Source organism: Salmonella sp. 32020114201800008SM (genome assembly GCF_017572025.1).
GTDB lineage: Bacteria > Pseudomonadota > Gammaproteobacteria > Enterobacterales > Enterobacteriaceae > Salmonella > Salmonella enterica.
The window spans coordinates 399,550-415,680 of the sequence record NZ_JAGEQM010000004.1 but is presented as its reverse complement, the minus strand read 5'-3'; the positions used below and the strand labels follow the sequence as shown (position 1 = coordinate 415,680).

Below are 16,131 nucleotides of genomic sequence, written 5' to 3'. Positions count from 1 at the left end.
GTAAAAGAGTCCGTGGCAATTTATAACCATGAACGGCCACACCTGGCCCTGAAATACAAAACGCCCGATGATGTTCATCAGGCGTTTTACAGACAAAAAACTGTCAACCTATATCAGGACTAGTCATGTCCCGTTCGTCGGTAACCCGCTTCAGCTCCTTCTGGAGACGGAGGATCTCAGCCTGAGCATCTGACTGTTCTTTATTAGTGGAAGAATCCGGACCGTACTTTTTTATCCAGGCGTAAAGGCTGTGGGTGGTGATATCAAGACGTGTTGCAACGCTGGAAACAGAATAACCACGATCAACAACCTGTTTGACCGCTTCAATTTTAAACTCTTCGGGATAACGCTTACCGCTCATGGGCACCTCTCTTTAAGTCATCTTAAATGACTCTGAGGTGTCTGTTAAACCTGTGGCGATTCACACCGTACGCTTTTGATAGCATGTTGGTTATCTATGCCGGAAATGCGAGTCTGGTTTTTCTTCAGCAGACGATCGAACGGGCTGAGATCTTCAGGTATTTTGAGATTTTGGCCAGTTCATTAGCCAGAGCCTGCAACTCTTTTTCGTCCATAAAGCAACCAGCTTTTGATGTTGAATCGAACATATCAAAATCAGGTAATTACACAATTTTAATTACAGTCTCATTTTGAGTTCGGAAGCATCCGTTTCCCTCTTAATTTTGTTGAAATTTCTCTTTGTTGCGAGCATGGTCTGAACTAATTGCCTGGCAGCTTGCCTTGTTTCGTCAATATTTGGAAAATCGAACACATTTCCAACTTTTACTTTCAAGACAGAACTTGGCTTCCTACCCTCACTGACATTACGATCTGACGAGGCTACTCTTCGCTGGATTACGTAGGTTTTTTTCGTCAAACTGGCTTTTACCCCGAAACCAGCAGGAGCTTGTCTGTGGTCATCGAAAACAATGTAGAGTTTTTGAGCTGGGTTAGCTTCGAAAACGATTTTTCCAGAGCGACTGAGCGCAGGCTTAACATTGATACTTAACTTGTTGATAATGAAAGGCTGGCTGAGAGTTGTTTTCAAAGTATCACCCCTGTTGTAGTCCAGGAATGATGAGAATGTAACCTGTCACATTTTAGGCTACAGGTGAGCTACAAATTTATGAGTTTATGTGAGTTTATAAGGGTTTTACCCGGGGCCACATGAGCACTTGAAAGAATAAAAAAAGAGTAAAATCAATATGAATGAGTCATTTGATAAGGACTTCTCCAACCACACCCCCATGATGCAGCAGTATCTCAAGCTGAAAGCCCAGCATCCGGAGATCCTGCTCTTTTATCGTATGGGAGACTTTTACGAGCTGTTTTATGACGACGCAAAGCGTGCGTCGCAGTTGCTCGATATTTCGCTGACCAAACGCGGCGCATCGGCTGGCGAACCTATCCCTATGGCGGGTATCCCGCACCACGCCGTAGAAAACTACCTCGCGAAACTGGTCAATCAGGGCGAATCCGTCGCTATTTGCGAACAGATTGGCGATCCGGCCACCAGCAAAGGTCCCGTTGAACGTAAGGTCGTGCGTATCGTTACGCCTGGCACCATCAGCGATGAAGCCCTGTTACAGGAGCGTCAGGATAACCTGCTGGCGGCTATCTGGCAGGATGGTAAAGGCTACGGTTACGCCACGCTGGATATCAGCTCCGGGCGCTTTCGTCTGAGCGAACCCGCCGACCGTGAAACGATGGCCGCAGAGCTGCAGCGCACCAATCCCGCCGAACTGTTGTATGCCGAAGATTTTGCTGAAATGGCGTTAATAGAGGGACGCCGGGGTCTGCGCCGTCGCCCGTTGTGGGAGTTTGAGATTGATACCGCCCGCCAGCAGTTAAATCTGCAATTCGGTACGCGGGATCTGGTCGGTTTCGGCGTCGAAAATGCCTCGCGTGGATTATGTGCGGCAGGCTGCCTGTTACAGTACGTAAAAGATACCCAGCGCACCTCCCTGCCGCATATTCGTTCCATTACGATGGAACGCCAGCAGGACAGCATCATTATGGATGCCGCGACCCGCCGCAATCTGGAAATTACCCAGAACCTGGCCGGCGGTGTCGAAAATACCCTCGCCGCGGTGCTTGACTGTACCGTGACGCCAATGGGTAGCCGAATGCTTAAACGCTGGCTGCATATGCCGGTACGAAATACCGACATATTACGTGAACGCCAGCAGACCATCGGCGCCTTGCAGGACACCGTCAGCGAACTGCAACCGGTGCTGCGTCAGGTCGGCGATTTGGAGCGTATCCTTGCGCGTCTGGCGCTGCGCACCGCGCGTCCGCGCGATCTCGCCCGAATGCGTCACGCCTTCCAGCAACTGCCGGAATTGCACGCTCAGCTTGAAACCGTTGACAGCGCGCCGGTACAGGCGTTGCGTAAAAAAATGGGCGATTTCGCCGAGCTGCGCGACCTCCTGGAACGCGCCATTATTGACGCGCCGCCGGTACTGGTCCGCGACGGCGGCGTTATTGCGCCCGGCTACCATGAAGAGCTGGACGAATGGCGCGCGCTGGCGGACGGCGCCACCGATTATCTCGATCGTCTGGAAATTCGCGAGCGCGAGCGTACCGGGCTGGATACGCTGAAAGTCGGCTATAACGCGGTACATGGTTATTACATTCAGATTAGCCGTGGTCAAAGCCATCTGGCGCCCATCAATTATGTGCGTCGCCAGACGCTGAAAAATGCCGAACGCTACATTATTCCTGAGCTTAAAGAGTACGAAGATAAAGTTCTGACCTCGAAAGGCAAAGCGCTGGCGCTGGAAAAACAGCTATATGACGAATTGTTTGATCTGCTGTTGCCGCATCTGGCCGATTTACAGCAGAGCGCCAACGCGCTGGCGGAGCTGGATGTGCTGGTTAACCTGGCCGAACGCGCCTGGACGCTGAATTACACCTGCCCAACATTTACCGATAAACCCGGTATCCGTATTACCGAAGGTCGCCACCCGGTGGTTGAACAGGTACTGAATGAGCCGTTTATCGCTAACCCGCTCAATCTGTCGCCGCAGCGCCGGATGTTGATCATTACCGGCCCCAATATGGGCGGTAAAAGTACCTATATGCGGCAAACGGCATTGATCGCCCTACTGGCCTATATCGGCAGTTACGTTCCGGCGCAAAACGTGGAAATCGGCCCCATCGACCGTATTTTTACCCGCGTCGGCGCAGCGGACGACCTGGCTTCCGGGCGTTCGACCTTTATGGTGGAGATGACCGAAACCGCGAACATTCTGCATAATGCCACGGAAAACAGTCTGGTATTGATGGATGAAATCGGGCGCGGTACCTCCACGTATGACGGGCTGTCGTTGGCCTGGGCCTGCGCGGAGAATCTCGCGAATAAGATTAAAGCGTTAACGCTGTTCGCTACCCACTACTTCGAGCTGACCCAATTACCGGAGAAAATGGAAGGCGTGGCGAACGTCCACCTGGATGCGCTGGAACACGGCGATACTATCGCGTTTATGCACAGCGTGCAGGACGGCGCAGCAAGTAAGAGCTATGGCCTGGCGGTCGCGGCGCTTGCGGGCGTCCCTAAAGAAGTCATCAAACGCGCGCGCCAAAAACTCCGCGAGCTGGAAAGCATCTCGCCCAATGCGGCGGCAACGCAGGTGGACGGCACGCAAATGTCGTTGCTTGCCGCCCCGGAGGAGACATCGCCTGCCGTTGAAGCGCTGGAAAATCTCGATCCGGACTCCCTGACGCCACGCCAGGCGCTGGAGTGGATCTATCGGCTGAAAAGTCTGGTGTAAACGTGTCAGACCCGATAGCGCCGCGCTATCGGGTCTGCGCGCCGGAACAGGCTTTTCAGGCTGTGACTGTCGTTTCGTGTAAATGACGCCAGACTATCCGTCCTCTTTCCCTTTTTAAAATGACCGTCGACCAGCGTACCGTCTCAGCCTGGCCCGGCAGTTGCTGGCGCTCACGATAACGCAGCGCGGCGCCTTCCGGCCACTCCGCCACAAGGTCAATATGCTCAACCACGATAACCAGCCCCGGGCGACCCCCGCGCTGCGCCTGGAAAAAAGCGCCGAGCGCCGGATAATCCAGACAAACACCGCCTGGCGTTATCATCGTAAAATCAGCAGCGAAACGCGCTATCAACGCATCCATGCTACCCATCCCCTTACTAAGCCAGCTCTCAATCGCCGCATGGGCGTGAATAATTTCATCTTTATATGGATTCATGGTCTTTCCTTTTTCAGGCACAGAAGCGCCTGTCTATTGTTCAGACAGACAGCGTAAATAAGGGGCAGCAGGGTGATACCGGCGGCGGCAATAAAGGTCCAGCGATAAGCAACCTCAAGCGACATAACGCGCTGGAGCGCGTTTAACAGCAGCGTCAACAGCGTCGCGCCAAGGAAAAAGCTGAGCTGACGATTAAGATTCCATAGCGCGCTGGCCTCAGGCATGTCCCAGCGAGCAATAGTCAGGAAAGCGCCACTCTGCGCGGTACTGCTGCACAAACTGCCGCCAGCGCCCATTAAGGCGAATATCATCATCAGTACACGGTGCGATGTCGCAGGCGTAACGTTAGTTAAAAGCAGTATCCCTGCGGCCTGAAGTAGACAGCCGACGATAATCAGCGGACGCGGCCCAAGCCGATTGAAGTAACGTCCGGTAAGCATAATGGCGACAAATGAAGCGATCGACCAGGGGAGCATCAGCGACCCCGCCGCCGCAGGCGATAGCTGCGCGACGTTCTGTAGATAGAACATCCCGACCACGCTGATACCAATGAACATACCCGGCACACACAGATAGACGATCATGGCAAAACGCAGCAGCCTGTCCGTCAACAACGGCAGATGGAGCAATCTTGCTGACGCCATTGTCGTCGACGCGACATTCAGCCAACGATAAGCGAGCAATAAGGTGAGAACGGCCACCGGCAGCGTGGCAAAGAATATCCAGCGCCAGCCGCACGTTTCCACCAGCAGCCCGCCAATCGCAGGCGAACATGCCGGCGCCAGTAGCGCCACCATCATGACAACCGATGACACGCCAGCGCGTTCATGCGGTTTAAACTGTTGCCAGGTTAACGCCTGACCAACCGGGATCAATAAGCCACCGCCCGCCCCCTGCACAATACGCCAGAAAACAAGGCTGTGTAATGAATCGGCAAAACCTGCGGCAGCGGCGGCAACGCTAAACAGAATGAGCGAAAATATGATCAGCCGTCGTGCGCCGAGATAACGTGAAAGAAACGCGCTAAACGGAACGATCAGCGTTAATCCTGCGATATAACCATTACTCACCCATGCCAGCGCCGATATGGACGTATGCAGATCCACGGACATCGCAGGAAAAGCCACGCTGGCAATAAACAGATTAATCAGATCAAGAAAGAAGCCGAGCAGGTAAACCACTGCCACTTTACTGCGATATGTCATTATGCATCCTCCGTCAGAGGCGCTAATGTAGCCGTCCGGAGAAAGCCAGATAAGTCCGCGCTTCAACGATATACTGTCAAAATAATTTTGACAGTAAAGGAGCTCGCCATGCTCAATTTGCAGCGTATGTCGCTGTTTATCGCCGTGGTAGATAGCGGCAGCTTCACGGCCGCCGCCGCCGCATCGGGCCAAACAAAAGCGGTAGTGAGTTTTAATATTCGGCAGCTTGAAAAAGAGCTTGGCGTAACGTTACTGCTACGTTCCACCCGACGACTGACGCTCACAGACGCCGGCGTCCTCTTTTACCAAAAAGGCGTGAATTTACTCAATGCAGCGAAAAATTTGCAGGATGAAGTGCGTGCCAGCCATAGTGGGCTGGGCGGCGAGTTACGTATTACCACTACGTCCGAGTTTGGCGAACAGGTGGTCATTCCGGTACTGGCGCAGTTTAGTCAGCGCCATCCCGATCTCCGTATTCGGCATATGTCCTCATCACATCATGCCGATTTAATTGCCGAGCGCTTTGATGTGGCGATTCGGCTTGGCTCGCTGGCGGACTCCCGCTATCGCGCCGCGCTGATATCCCGCTTTACCATTCTGCCGGTCGCCGCGCCGCAGTGGCTCGCCCGCCACCCCGTGTCGTCGCTGGAGTCGTTGGCTCAGGCGGAATGGATTATTCATAAGCGATTACCTACGCCGCTACGGTGGACAGTAACGAATAATCATGGCCAACACTCACGCCTGGAGATAAGCAAAGCCGGCAAAATTTCTGTCGACAGCGCGCGCTCGCTGATGGCCTTCGCTCTCGCGGGAAGCGGCGTCGCATTACTGCCGCAATGGTTAGTCAACACCGCACTGGAGGATGGAACGTTAATTCACCTGTTACCCGACTATCATTTTCCCCGTCAGGGCATTTATGCCGTTTATCCGGACGCCCGCCATGTATCGACAAAAGTACGCACATTTATTGATTTTTTACGTTCGCAATGGGATTGCGGGGAGCACGCCCCATCATTGTAGCCAGTCCGGGAGCATTGCGCTCCCGGACGGATAATACCGTCTTAATCCTTAACTACCAGCTTGTCTTTGATCCCCTGCGCCTGCCAACGCACCCACAGCATAATTGCCGCCAGAACAACAATCGGCAGTAACGGATCGAGCCAACTGCCGCCGGAACCGAACAGCAGGTTAATCAGCGCCACGCCGGTGCCGCCAATCGCCCAGGCAATGGTCGTCGGTACAGACCAAACCACCATCTGCTGTTTGACATCAGAGACGCCCATCATGCGGTTAACCACCCAGAACAGGCTATCGTTGAAGTAGCCGAAAAACAGCGACCCCATCGTTGCGGCCTGAGCGGCAAGCAACATATTGATGCCGGGGATCTGCGCCAGGATCGGCGCGGAAATCGAGGCGGCAGTGATCATCGCCACCGTCCCCGATCCCTGAATCAGGCGTACCAACGTCGCCACGATAAACGGGATCAGGATCGGCGAGATCGGCAGGTTGGCAACCTGCTCCGCCAGCTGTTGCCCCGCGCCGCTGTCGCGCAGGATCGCGCCCAACGCGCCGCCAGCGCCCGTGACCAGTAAGATAATCCCGGCGCTTTGCAAGCCCTCTTCCAGACGCTCTGCGGTGGTATGTTTATCCATGCGCGGCACCAGCGTATACACCGCCAGCAGAACGCTGATGGCCAACGCGATCACTGGGCTTCCCACAAAGTTGATTGCCTGTACCACCGGATGCGTCGCCAGGCCGGACCACCCTTCTATGGTGGCAAGAGTGGAGCAGATAGCCTTCAGGAAGATCAGCACGATCGGCACCACAATAGGCAGCAGAGAGAGCGTCAGGCTCGGCAGATCCTTTTGCTCTTTCTCTTTGTTGTACTGCTCCAGCGCGGCATTGACTTCATCGGCGTTCAGCGTACGCGGCACGAAATCAGGGTAGCGTTTATCCAGCCACTGCGCATAGAACACAATGCCGATCACACAGGGCACCGCCAGCGCCATCCCGGTCAATAACATTGCGCCGATGTCGACGTTAAAAATCCCGGCTACCCCCAGCGGACCGGGCGTGGGAGGTACCGTATGGTGAGTGACCACCAGCCCGCCCGCCAGCGCGACGCCCAGCGTCAGTAGCGAACGTTTACCGCTTTTCGCCAGCGCTTTCGCCACCGGATAAAGAATGACAAAAGCGGAATCGACGAAAATGGGGATGCTGACAATATAACCCGTGATCGCCAGCGCCCACTCTTCACGGCGTTTCCCCAGCCATTTGATAAAGCTCCAGGCGATACGCTCCGCCGCGCCGGAAACCTCCAGCAAGCGCCCCATCATTACGCCGAGACCAATCACCAGGCCAATGCTGCCCAGCGTCGTACCGAATCCGCTGGTGATGACAGAGAGCGTTTTATCAATGCCCATACCCCCCAACAGACCGGCGATGCAGGCCGCCGCCAGCATCGCGATCAGCGCATGAACACGGGTGCGTAACACCAGCCATACCAGCACGAAAACGGCAACGATCAGGCCGATAATTGGGGTCGGTAAACTTGTCATGACCTCCCCTCCATATCATCTTGTCGAAAGCGTTCGATAATGTCATCGAAGCGTTTATCGGCGACAAAACCTAACGCCAGCGCACGCTGGTTATCGATACGTCCCGGCCAGGAGGCGACAATTTTCTCGACGCCTTCGTCGCGCTGATGCGTAACCCGATCGCGCGCCGCCTGGCCGCCCGCCTGACACAACGTTTCCAGCATCTCGCCCACGGTTACGCTGATCCCGGGTAAGTTGATGCTGCTCGCCTCGCCAGGCGCGGGTAACGTTGCGGCCAGCGACAGGTTATGGATCACCGTCGCCGGGCTGGAAATCCACAGCCGCAAACTTTCCGATACCGGGCAGACGGTCGTCTCGCCCTGCAACGGTTCACGAATAATCGCGCTGACAAAAGAAGAGGCGGCGCGGTTTGGTTTACCCGGGCGAACACAGATCGTCGGCAAACGCAGCGCCAGCCCATCCACATAGCCTTTGCGGGTATAGTCGTTGACCAACAGTTCACAGGCGGCCTTCTGCGCGCCATAAGACGAGCGCGGGGTGAGCGCGGTGGTATCGGTGACGCATTCCGGCAGCGTACCGCCATAAACGGCAAGCGAGCTGGAGAAGACAAAACGAATTTTCTGCGGTTGTCGACGACACGCCTCAAGTAACTGGCGTGTAAGATCCAGGTTAACTTTCCATCCCAGATCGAAATCGTCTTCCGCATGACTGCTGACAATCGCAGCGAGATGATAAACAACAGAGGTATTAGCGGTAATCACACTCTCCAACACGCCCGGCTGGGTTAAGTCAGCTTCCAGGCAGCGTAAACGAGGGGAATCTGATAACCGTGCAGGCATTTTTAAATCAACAAGAAGCAGTTCGTTAAACGCCAGCGATGAGTTTAATAAGGCGCTTGCGAGTTTCTGGCCTAAAAAGCCGCCCCCGCCGGTAATGATAATCTGCATCCGGATGTCCTCTTTATTGTTGTGTAGGGTAGTTCAGGGTTAGCGCCAGGCGTTAAACCAGCCAAGCCCGTCCTGAGTGGTATTCCGTGGTTGGTATTCGCAGCCTATCCAGCCGCGATAACCTACGTCATCGAACAGCCGGAACAGCCACGGGTAGTTGATCTCGCCATCATCCGGTTCATGTCTGTCCGGTAGCGAGGCGATTTGTACATGGGCATAGCGGCCCGCGTACTCGCGAATCAGGTGACTCAAATTGCCATCCACTTTTTGCGCGTGGAAAGTGTCGAGCTGGATGAACACATTCGGGCGGTCAACCTCTTCTGCGATGCCCAGCGCCTGATATTGGCTGGAAAAGAGGTAGCCGGGTTTAACGCCGGGACTCAGCGCTTCGATCAAAATACGTTTATCGTGGGCGGCAAACCGGTCGGCGGCATAACGCAAATTATCGATAAACGTGGCGCGATAACGTGCGCCATCAGCGCCATCCGGCACTACGCCCGCCATGATGTGAACCTGCTCGCATTCCAGCGCCAGAGCGTATTCCAGAGCCAGATCGATATCGGCGCGCGCGTCGTGTTCGCGCCCCGGTAGCGCGGCACGTCCCCATTCGCCCGCCGCGGTATCGCCCGCCGAAGTATTAAACAGCGCCAGCGTCAGATTATGACGCGATAGCTGGGCTTTAATCTCGCTGGCGGCAAAGTCATAGGGGAACAGAAACTCAACGGCCTGAAAACCGGCTTCAGCAGCGGCGGCAAAACGCTCGATAAACGGCGCTTCGGTAAACATCATCGACAAATTGGCGGCAAAACGCGGCATCGGGTTATCTCCTTAACTGCGCAATTTCTTCGGTGGTTAAATAACGAATCGGGCGTTCGCCAAGGATAAAAATCAGCTTTGCCGTCTCTTCCAGCTCCTCGGTATTATTAGCGGCTTCCTGCAAATTCTCCCCGCACACGACCGGCCCATGATTAGCCAGTAAAAAGGCCTGATGCCGGGCCGCCAGCGCAGCCAAATCGCGGGCAATTCGGTCATCTCCCGGGCGATAGTAGGGAACCAGCGGAATGTCCCCCATCCGCATCACCACATAGGGGGTAAACGGGCGAATCACATTTTGCGGGTCCAGCCCTTCGAGGCAGGAAAGCGCCGTTGACCAGGTGCTGTGCAGATGCACCACGGCCTTGCAGCAAGGGTTATTGCGATACAACGCCAGATGAAAACGCACCTCTTTAGACGGTTTATCGCCGCTGAGCCATTCGCCCTGCGGGTCCACTTTGGATAGCCGCTGCGGGTCGAGATTACCCAGACACGAACCGGTGGGCGTCGCCAGAATATTGCCGTCCGGCAGTAACAGCGAGAGGTTGCCTGCCGAGCCGGTGGCATAGCCGCGCTGGAAAAACGAGGCGGCTATCCTGACCATCTCTTCTCGCAAAGCGTGCTCTTCTTTTGCCAGTGTCGTCATACCTGAAACTCCCTTTGAGCGCGGATGAAAAAGGATTCATCGCCAAAATTGCCTGACTTTAGCGCCAGCGAGACTGGCGCATGGAGCGCGTTGACCCACGGCACGCCGGGTGAAATGCACGGTCCGATGTGAAAACCGGTAATACCGAGGCTTTGCGTCACCACGCCCGAGGTTTCGCCGCCCGCCACGATAAACCGGGTGATACCGCCTTCCGCTAAGCGAGCGGCCAGCAGGGAAAAGAGCGCCTCTACCGCATGGCTGGCTTCGGTAGCGCCATATTGCTGCTGGATGGCGGCCAGCGCCTGCGTGGAGGCGGTGGCGCTAATCATTGGCGCCAGTTCGCTGTCCTGACTGAGCACCCACTGCGCCAGCGCTTCAGCGTAGGCCTCGCGCGTCTCGGATGACAGGCAGCGCGCCACATCAACGTCGCATGTGGGAGCATGTTGTCGATAGAAAGCCACCTGCTGATTCGTCATTTGCGAACAGGAACCGGAAAGCACCACCGCGCGGCCGCTCAGCGGATAGCCTGCGGAACGGGCCTGAGAAACGCCGTGCTTCGCCCACTGACGCGCCAGCCCCATTGCCAGCCCGGAACCGCCGGTCACCAGTGGAGCATCACGCAAAACCTCGCCCTGGATTTCCAGGTGCCGCTCATTGAGCGCGTCAAGTACCGCGTAGCGATATCCTTCCTGCTGTAAACGCGATAGCGCCGCACGGGTCGCGGCAACGCCTTCATCAAGCGTCTGAGCCGGAATAACGCCGCAGCGCCCTTGCGCCTGCGCTTCCATCAGACGCGGCAGGTAGCTGTCGGTCATCGGATTGATAGGGTGGTGGCGCATACCGGACTCCGCCAGCAAGTGGTTCATGACAAACAGATAGCCCTGATAAACCGTGCGTCCGTTAACCGGCAGCGCGGGAGAAATCACGGTAAATGAGGTATCCAGCGCCACCATCAGCGCGTCGGTGACCGGGCCGATATTGCCTTCGGCGGTACTATCGAAAGTCGAGCAATATTTGAAATAGACTTGCTGGCAGCCCTGTTTTTTTAGCCATACCAGCGCCGCCAGCGATTGTTTTATCGCCTCTTGCGCCGGGCATGAGCGGGTTTTCAGGCTGATAACTACCGCGTCGCATCCTTCCGGTTGCGTCCCGGTTGGGACATCATTGATCTGCACTGTCGGCATCCCGTTTTCGACCAGAAAACTGGCGATGTCGGTCGCGCCGGTAAAATCGTCGGCAATGACGCCAATTTTTAACATGACGGCTCCTCAGGCGTGACGCCAGGCAGAGTAATCCCTGAGAAAATTTTGATCACAGCGCTGTCATCCTCTTTGCCATAACCGGCGTTACTGGCGCTGGTGAACATATTTAACGCCGTAGAGGCCAGCGGTAAGGGGAAGCGCAGCGCTTTCGCCGTGTCGGCAACCAGCCCCAAATCTTTGACAAAAATGTCGACGGCCGAACGCGGGGCATAGTCGCCGTCAACGACATGCTGCATACGGTTTTCGAACATCCAGGAGTTGCCGGCGGCATGGGTCACAACGTCATACATCACGTCCAGAGGAATACCGGCCCGCGCGGCCAGCGCCATCGCTTCGGCCGCCGCCGCAATATGCACGCCAGCCAGCAGTTGATGAATGATTTTGACGGTTGAACCTGCGCCCGGCGTATCGCTGATGCGATAAACGTTGCTGGCAACGGCGTCCAGCACAGGCTTCAGGCGGGTAAACGCCGCCTCGCTCCCGGAGGCCATCACCGTCATTTCGCCCTGCGCCGCTTTTACCGCGCCGCCGGAAACCGGCGCATCCAGCATGTTAAGATTCAATGCCGTCAACGCCGCGGCGATCTCTTGCGCGTCGGCGCTTGAGATCGTAGACGAAACCATCACCGCGCTTCCGGTTTTCATCAGATGGGCGACGCCATCCTCACCGAATAACACCTGTCTGACCTGGGCGGCATTGACGACCAGAATGACTAACGCATCCACGACGCCGGCGAACTCCCTGGCGCTGGCGGCAGCCCCACAAGCCCCTTCAGCGAGCAGATTCGCGCACGCTTGCGGGTTAAGATCGGCCCCCCATGTGGAAAGCCTGGCGCGCAGGCATGAACGCGCAGCGCCCATTCCCATTGAGCCAAGCCCCACAATGCCGACATGAAAATCAGTTCCTGTTGTCATTATCACTCCATGTTAATTTACGTGATATTATGTTTTGTTATGTGAATATAGGCGTTTTTGTAAACAATTGCGGTGAGTTGTTTCACAAAAAATAACAAAATGTGTTATTTTTTGTGAAGGCAATCCTCATAGAACTTCACACGCTGTGACGAGAAATCGCGTAAAATCGCGACAGGACTAAAGAAAGGAGCAGACGTTGATACCTACTGAGCGTCGACAAATCATTCTTGATATGGTGGCGGAGAAAGGCATCGTCAGTATCGCTGAGCTGACCGAGCGCATGCATGTATCCCACATGACTATCCGCCGTGATTTACAAAAACTGGAGCAGCAAGGCGCGGTAATCCAGGTCTCTGGCGGCGTGCAATCATCGACTCGCGTGGCGCACGAACCCTCGCATCAGATCAAAACCGAACTGGCGACGCCGCAGAAAGCGGCGATTGGCAAACTGGCCGCCAGCCTGGTACAGCCAGAAAGCTGTATCTACCTTGATGCAGGTACGACCACGCTGGCAATCGCCAGGCAGCTGGTTACGATGAATAAACTTACGGTGGTGACGAATGATTTCGTTATCGCCGATTACCTGATGGACAATAGCGATTGCACAATTATTCACACTGGCGGGGCGGTATGCCGGGAAAACCGGTCGTGCGTCGGTGAAGCCGCGGCGACGCTTTTGCGCGGGCTGATGATTGACCAGGCCTTTATTTCCGCCTCGTCCTGGAGCGTGCGCGGTATTTCAACGCCGGCAGAAGATAAAGTCACGGTGAAACGGGCCGTCGCCAGCGCCAGCCGCCAAAAAATTCTGGTGTGCGACGCGACCAAATACGGCCAGGTCGCGACGTGGCTGGCGTTACCGCTGGCGGAATTCAACCAAATCGTCACCGATGACGGCCTGCCGGAAAGCGCAATTCGGGCGCTGGCTAAAGTGGATATCTCACTGCTGATGGCCAAACAATAGCGAGGCGGCGCAAGCCGCTTACGTCATCATCTTGCGTACCAGTTGCGTAAACTGTTCGCGTTCTTCAGCGCTCAGTCGCCCCAAAAACTCATCGTCAACGCGATCCCCCAGTGGTATCGCGGCGGCGAGCAACGTTTGGCCCTGAACGGTGAGATAGACAAAACGCCGACGTTTATCCAGCGGATCGTTTTCTCGCTTTACCAGCCCACGATTTTCCATCCGGCTTAACATCTCCGCCAGCGTCGCTTTAGTGCTGACCGCCGCTTCGGTCAGATCGACCTGTTCAATACCCGGATGTTCAGCAATAACGCGCATCACCGCATATTGAGGTTTGGTGAGCTCCGGTAGTTCATGCTGCCAGCGTGCGGTATGTTGCTGAAAAAGTTGGCGTAACAGATGAAACGCGGTGTTTCGTAACTCCATGAGCGCTCCGGATAAATTAACTTTTTCTATCATAACGACTTATGCACGGTTTTTTAATGACGAATGCTTTAGCTAAACGTGCGCAGGCGTCGGGAGCGATCTTGTCGCAAAGGCCGTGTGGGCGTATTTTGATCAAAATGTTCGTATACGAACGATATTTGAGGTAAGAAATGAGATTGATTGTGGGGATGACCGGTGCGACCGGCGCGCCGCTTGGCGTCGAGCTACTCCAGGCATTGCGGGCGATACCTGATGTTGAAACGCATCTGGTAATGTCAAAGTGGGCGAAAACCACTATTGAACTGGAGACGCCCTACACGCCCGCTGAGGTAGCCGCCCTGGCAGATTATTGTCATAGCCCGGCCGATCAGGCGGCGACCATTTCCTCCGGCTCATTTCGTACCGACGGCATGATTATTATCCCCTGCAGTATGAAAACACTGGCGGGGGTTCGCGCCGGCTATGCCGAGGGGCTGGTGGGACGCGCTGCCGATGTCGTGTTGAAAGAGGGTCGCAAGCTGGTGCTTGTGCCGCGGGAAATGCCGCTCAGCACGATTCATCTGGAAAACATGCTTGCGCTTTCTCGTATGGGGGTGGCGATAGTGCCGCCCATGCCCGCGTTCTACAACCTGCCGCAAACCGTTGACGATATTATCCAGCACATCGTAGCGCGCGTTCTCGACCAGTTTGGTCTGGAGCATACGCGCGCGCGCCGCTGGCAAGGACTGCGACAGGCAGCAAATTTTTCACAGGAGAATGGATAATGGCATTTGATGATTTGCGCAGTTTTTTACATGCGCTGGATCAGCAGGGACAACTGCTGAAAATCAGCGAGGAAGTGAATGCGGAGCCGGATCTCGCCGCCGCTGCCAACGCAACGGGACGCATCGGCGATGGCGCGCCCGCGCTGTGGTTTGACAATATTCGTGGTTTTACCGACGCCCGCGTGGCGATGAATACCATCGGTTCCTGGCAGAACCATGCCATCTCACTGGGTTTGCCGCCTAACACGCCGGTTAAAAAACAGATCGATGAATTTATTCGCCGCTGGGACAATTTTCCGGTAGCGCCGGAACGACGGGCGAATCCGGGCTGGGCGGAAAATACCGTCGACGGCGACGCAATCAACCTGTTTGATATCCTGCCGCTGTTTCGTCTGAACGACGGCGACGGCGGATTCTATCTGGATAAAGCCTGTGTGGTATCACGCGATCCGCTCGATCCCGATAACTTCGGCAAGCAGAATGTCGGCATCTACCGTATGGAAGTTAAAGGCAAGCGTAAGCTGGGTCTGCAACCAGTGCCGATGCATGATATCGCATTGCACCTGCACAAAGCTGAAGAGCGCGGGGAAGATCTGCCGATTGCGATCACGTTGGGTAACGATCCGATCATTACCCTGATGGGCGCAACGCCGCTGAAATACGATCAGTCGGAGTATGAAATGGCAGGCGCGCTGCGTGAAAGCCCCTATCCTATCGCCACCGCGCCGCTGACCGGTTTTGATGTGCCGTGGGGATCTGAAGTCATTCTTGAAGGGGTCATCGAAAGCCGTAAACGTGAAATTGAAGGACCGTTCGGCGAATTTACCGGCCACTATTCCGGCGGTCGCAACATGACCGTGGTGCGTATCGATAAGGTCTCTTACCGCAGCAAACCCATTTTTGAATCGCTCTATTTGGGGATGCCGTGGACGGAAATCGACTACCTGATGGGGCCGGCGACCTGCGTGCCACTGTATCAACAGCTGAAAGCCGAATTTCCGGAAGTGCAGGCGGTAAACGCTATGTACACCCACGGCCTGCTGGCCATCATCTCGACCAAAAAACGCTACGGCGGCTTTGCCCGTGCGGTGGGCCTGCGCGCGATGACGACGCCGCACGGTCTGGGATATGTGAAGATGGTGATCATGGTTGATGAAGATGTCGATCCATTCAATCTGCCACAGGTGATGTGGGCGTTGTCGTCGAAAGTGAATCCGGCAGGCGATCTGGTACAGCTACCGAATATGTCCGTCCTGGAACTGGACCCGGGTTCAAGCCCGGCGGGGATTACCGACAAACTGATCATTGACGCTACCACGCCGGTTGCGCCAGATAACCGTGGTCACTATAGCCAGCCGGTTGTGGATTTACCGGAAACTAAAGCCTGGGCTGAAAAGCTGACCGCCATGCTGGCCAACCGTAAATAAGG

14 protein-coding genes and 2 pseudogenes are annotated in these 16,131 nt (G+C 55.5%); 5 read left to right on the top strand and 11 right to left on the bottom strand.

From position 1 onward, the window contains the following. Nucleotides 1-124 precede the first annotated feature (124 nt). Nucleotides 125-361, bottom strand: a pseudogene (locus tag J4613_RS14215) (transposase); the annotation flags it as partial. A 288-nt stretch (nucleotides 362-649) separates the two neighbouring features. Then, nucleotides 650-1,048, bottom strand: a pseudogene (locus J4613_RS14210) (cytoplasmic protein); the annotation flags it as partial. 157 nt (nucleotides 1,049-1,205) lie between these two features. On the opposite strand from J4613_RS14210, the gene mutS reads away from it, so the two are divergent. After that, entirely contained in the window at nucleotides 1,206-3,773 is a 2,568-nt protein-coding gene (mutS, locus tag J4613_RS14205; RefSeq protein ID WP_001005807.1) for a DNA mismatch repair protein MutS, read from the top strand. Between the two features lie 55 nt (nucleotides 3,774-3,828). Here mutS and J4613_RS14200 read toward each other — a convergent pair whose 3' ends face one another. Both J4613_RS14200 and J4613_RS14195 read right to left on the bottom strand, forming a co-directional pair. After that, a complete protein-coding gene (locus J4613_RS14200; RefSeq protein WP_023993675.1) occupies nucleotides 3,829-4,209 on the bottom strand; it encodes a DUF4440 domain-containing protein in 381 nt (126 codons plus the stop codon). Beyond that, the gene (locus tag J4613_RS14195; protein ID WP_017465870.1) at nucleotides 4,206-5,414 is read right to left on the bottom strand and encodes an MFS transporter; all 1,209 of its coding nucleotides are present in this window, start codon (nucleotides 5,412-5,414) and stop codon (nucleotides 4,206-4,208) included. Before J4613_RS14195 ends, J4613_RS14200 begins: the two co-directional genes overlap by 4 nt. 87 nt (nucleotides 5,415-5,501) lie before the next feature. Here J4613_RS14195 and J4613_RS14190 point away from each other — a divergent pair, with 87 nt between their 5' ends. Then, nucleotides 5,502-6,434 carry a LysR family transcriptional regulator gene (locus J4613_RS14190; protein ID WP_111742252.1) on the top strand — a complete coding sequence of 311 codons (933 nt, stop codon included), beginning with the start codon at nucleotides 5,502-5,504 and terminating at the stop codon, nucleotides 6,432-6,434. Nucleotides 6,435-6,475: 41 nt separating this feature from the next. On the opposite strand, the gene J4613_RS14185 is transcribed toward J4613_RS14190, so the two are convergent. The 6 genes from J4613_RS14185 to ltnD are packed head-to-tail and all read right to left on the bottom strand — an operon-like array spanning nucleotide 6,476 to nucleotide 12,554. Continuing rightward, nucleotides 6,476-7,972 (bottom strand): gluconate:H+ symporter, encoded by a 1,497-nt coding sequence (locus J4613_RS14185; protein ID WP_000202719.1) that lies wholly within the window; start codon nucleotides 7,970-7,972, stop codon nucleotides 6,476-6,478. After that, nucleotides 7,969-8,919 (bottom strand): D-erythronate dehydrogenase, encoded by a 951-nt coding sequence (gene denD, locus J4613_RS14180; RefSeq protein ID WP_001165740.1) that lies wholly within the window; start codon nucleotides 8,917-8,919, stop codon nucleotides 7,969-7,971. The genes J4613_RS14185 and denD overlap by 4 nt, the downstream gene beginning before the upstream one ends. A gap of 39 nt (nucleotides 8,920-8,958) precedes the next feature. After that, a complete protein-coding gene (locus tag J4613_RS14175) occupies nucleotides 8,959-9,735 on the bottom strand; it encodes an HPr family phosphocarrier protein (RefSeq protein ID WP_001136888.1) in 777 nt (258 codons plus the stop codon). A 4-nt stretch (nucleotides 9,736-9,739) separates the two neighbouring features. Then, nucleotides 9,740-10,378 (bottom strand): aldolase, encoded by a 639-nt coding sequence (locus tag J4613_RS14170; RefSeq protein ID WP_000209068.1) that lies wholly within the window; start codon nucleotides 10,376-10,378, stop codon nucleotides 9,740-9,742. Beyond that, nucleotides 10,375-11,637 (bottom strand): 3-oxo-tetronate kinase, encoded by a 1,263-nt coding sequence (otnK, locus tag J4613_RS14165; RefSeq protein ID WP_000912484.1) that lies wholly within the window; start codon nucleotides 11,635-11,637, stop codon nucleotides 10,375-10,377. The genes J4613_RS14170 and otnK overlap by 4 nt, the downstream gene beginning before the upstream one ends. Next, a complete protein-coding gene (ltnD, locus tag J4613_RS14160) occupies nucleotides 11,631-12,554 on the bottom strand; it encodes an L-threonate dehydrogenase (protein WP_111742251.1) in 924 nt (307 codons plus the stop codon). Before ltnD ends, otnK begins: the two co-directional genes overlap by 7 nt. A 196-nt stretch (nucleotides 12,555-12,750) precedes the next feature. On the opposite strand from ltnD, the gene ygbI reads away from it, so the two are divergent. Beyond that, nucleotides 12,751-13,515 (top strand): DNA-binding transcriptional repressor YgbI, encoded by a 765-nt coding sequence (gene ygbI / locus J4613_RS14155; protein ID WP_000613179.1) that lies wholly within the window; start codon nucleotides 12,751-12,753, stop codon nucleotides 13,513-13,515. Between the two features lie 18 nt (nucleotides 13,516-13,533). On the opposite strand, the gene J4613_RS14150 is transcribed toward ygbI, so the two are convergent. Further along, nucleotides 13,534-13,938 (bottom strand): MarR family winged helix-turn-helix transcriptional regulator, encoded by a 405-nt coding sequence (locus tag J4613_RS14150; RefSeq protein ID WP_000423338.1) that lies wholly within the window; start codon nucleotides 13,936-13,938, stop codon nucleotides 13,534-13,536. Between the two features lie 170 nt (nucleotides 13,939-14,108). Here J4613_RS14150 and J4613_RS14145 point away from each other — a divergent pair, with 170 nt between their 5' ends. Both J4613_RS14145 and J4613_RS14140 read left to right on the top strand, forming a co-directional pair. Continuing rightward, the gene (locus J4613_RS14145) at nucleotides 14,109-14,702 is read left to right on the top strand and encodes a non-oxidative hydroxyarylic acid decarboxylases subunit B (protein ID WP_001237180.1); all 594 of its coding nucleotides are present in this window, start codon (nucleotides 14,109-14,111) and stop codon (nucleotides 14,700-14,702) included. Beyond that, nucleotides 14,702-16,129, top strand: a complete 1,428-nt coding sequence (locus tag J4613_RS14140; RefSeq protein WP_000863168.1) for a non-oxidative hydroxyarylic acid decarboxylases subunit C — start codon at nucleotides 14,702-14,704, stop codon at nucleotides 16,127-16,129. The genes J4613_RS14145 and J4613_RS14140 overlap by 1 nt, the downstream gene beginning before the upstream one ends. The last annotated feature ends 2 nt before the right edge of the window (nucleotides 16,130-16,131 follow it).

What these genes read in the sequence shown, in the direction of transcription:
- denD (WP_001165740.1), bottom strand. Translation starts at nt 8,919, where the DNA reads ATGCAGATTATCATTACCGGCGGGGGCGGCTTTTTAGGCCAGAAACTC.
- J4613_RS14175 (WP_001136888.1), bottom strand. Translation starts at nt 9,735, where the DNA reads ATGCCGCGTTTTGCCGCCAATTTGTCGATGATGTTTACCGAAGCGCCG.
- J4613_RS14170 (WP_000209068.1), bottom strand. Translation starts at nt 10,378, where the DNA reads ATGACGACACTGGCAAAAGAAGAGCACGCTTTGCGAGAAGAGATGGTC.
- J4613_RS14145 (WP_001237180.1), top strand. Translation starts at nt 14,109, where the DNA reads ATGAGATTGATTGTGGGGATGACCGGTGCGACCGGCGCGCCGCTTGGC.
- mutS (WP_001005807.1), top strand. Translation starts at nt 1,206, where the DNA reads ATGAATGAGTCATTTGATAAGGACTTCTCCAACCACACCCCCATGATG.
- otnK (WP_000912484.1), bottom strand. Translation starts at nt 11,637, where the DNA reads ATGTTAAAAATTGGCGTCATTGCCGACGATTTTACCGGCGCGACCGAC.
- J4613_RS14150 (WP_000423338.1), bottom strand. Translation starts at nt 13,938, where the DNA reads ATGGAGTTACGAAACACCGCGTTTCATCTGTTACGCCAACTTTTTCAG.
- ltnD (WP_111742251.1), bottom strand. Translation starts at nt 12,554, where the DNA reads ATGACAACAGGAACTGATTTTCATGTCGGCATTGTGGGGCTTGGCTCA.
- J4613_RS14140 (WP_000863168.1), top strand. Translation starts at nt 14,702, where the DNA reads ATGGCATTTGATGATTTGCGCAGTTTTTTACATGCGCTGGATCAGCAG.
- J4613_RS14200 (WP_023993675.1), bottom strand. Translation starts at nt 4,209, where the DNA reads ATGAATCCATATAAAGATGAAATTATTCACGCCCATGCGGCGATTGAG.
- J4613_RS14195 (WP_017465870.1), bottom strand. Translation starts at nt 5,414, where the DNA reads ATGACATATCGCAGTAAAGTGGCAGTGGTTTACCTGCTCGGCTTCTTT.
- J4613_RS14185 (WP_000202719.1), bottom strand. Translation starts at nt 7,972, where the DNA reads ATGACAAGTTTACCGACCCCAATTATCGGCCTGATCGTTGCCGTTTTC.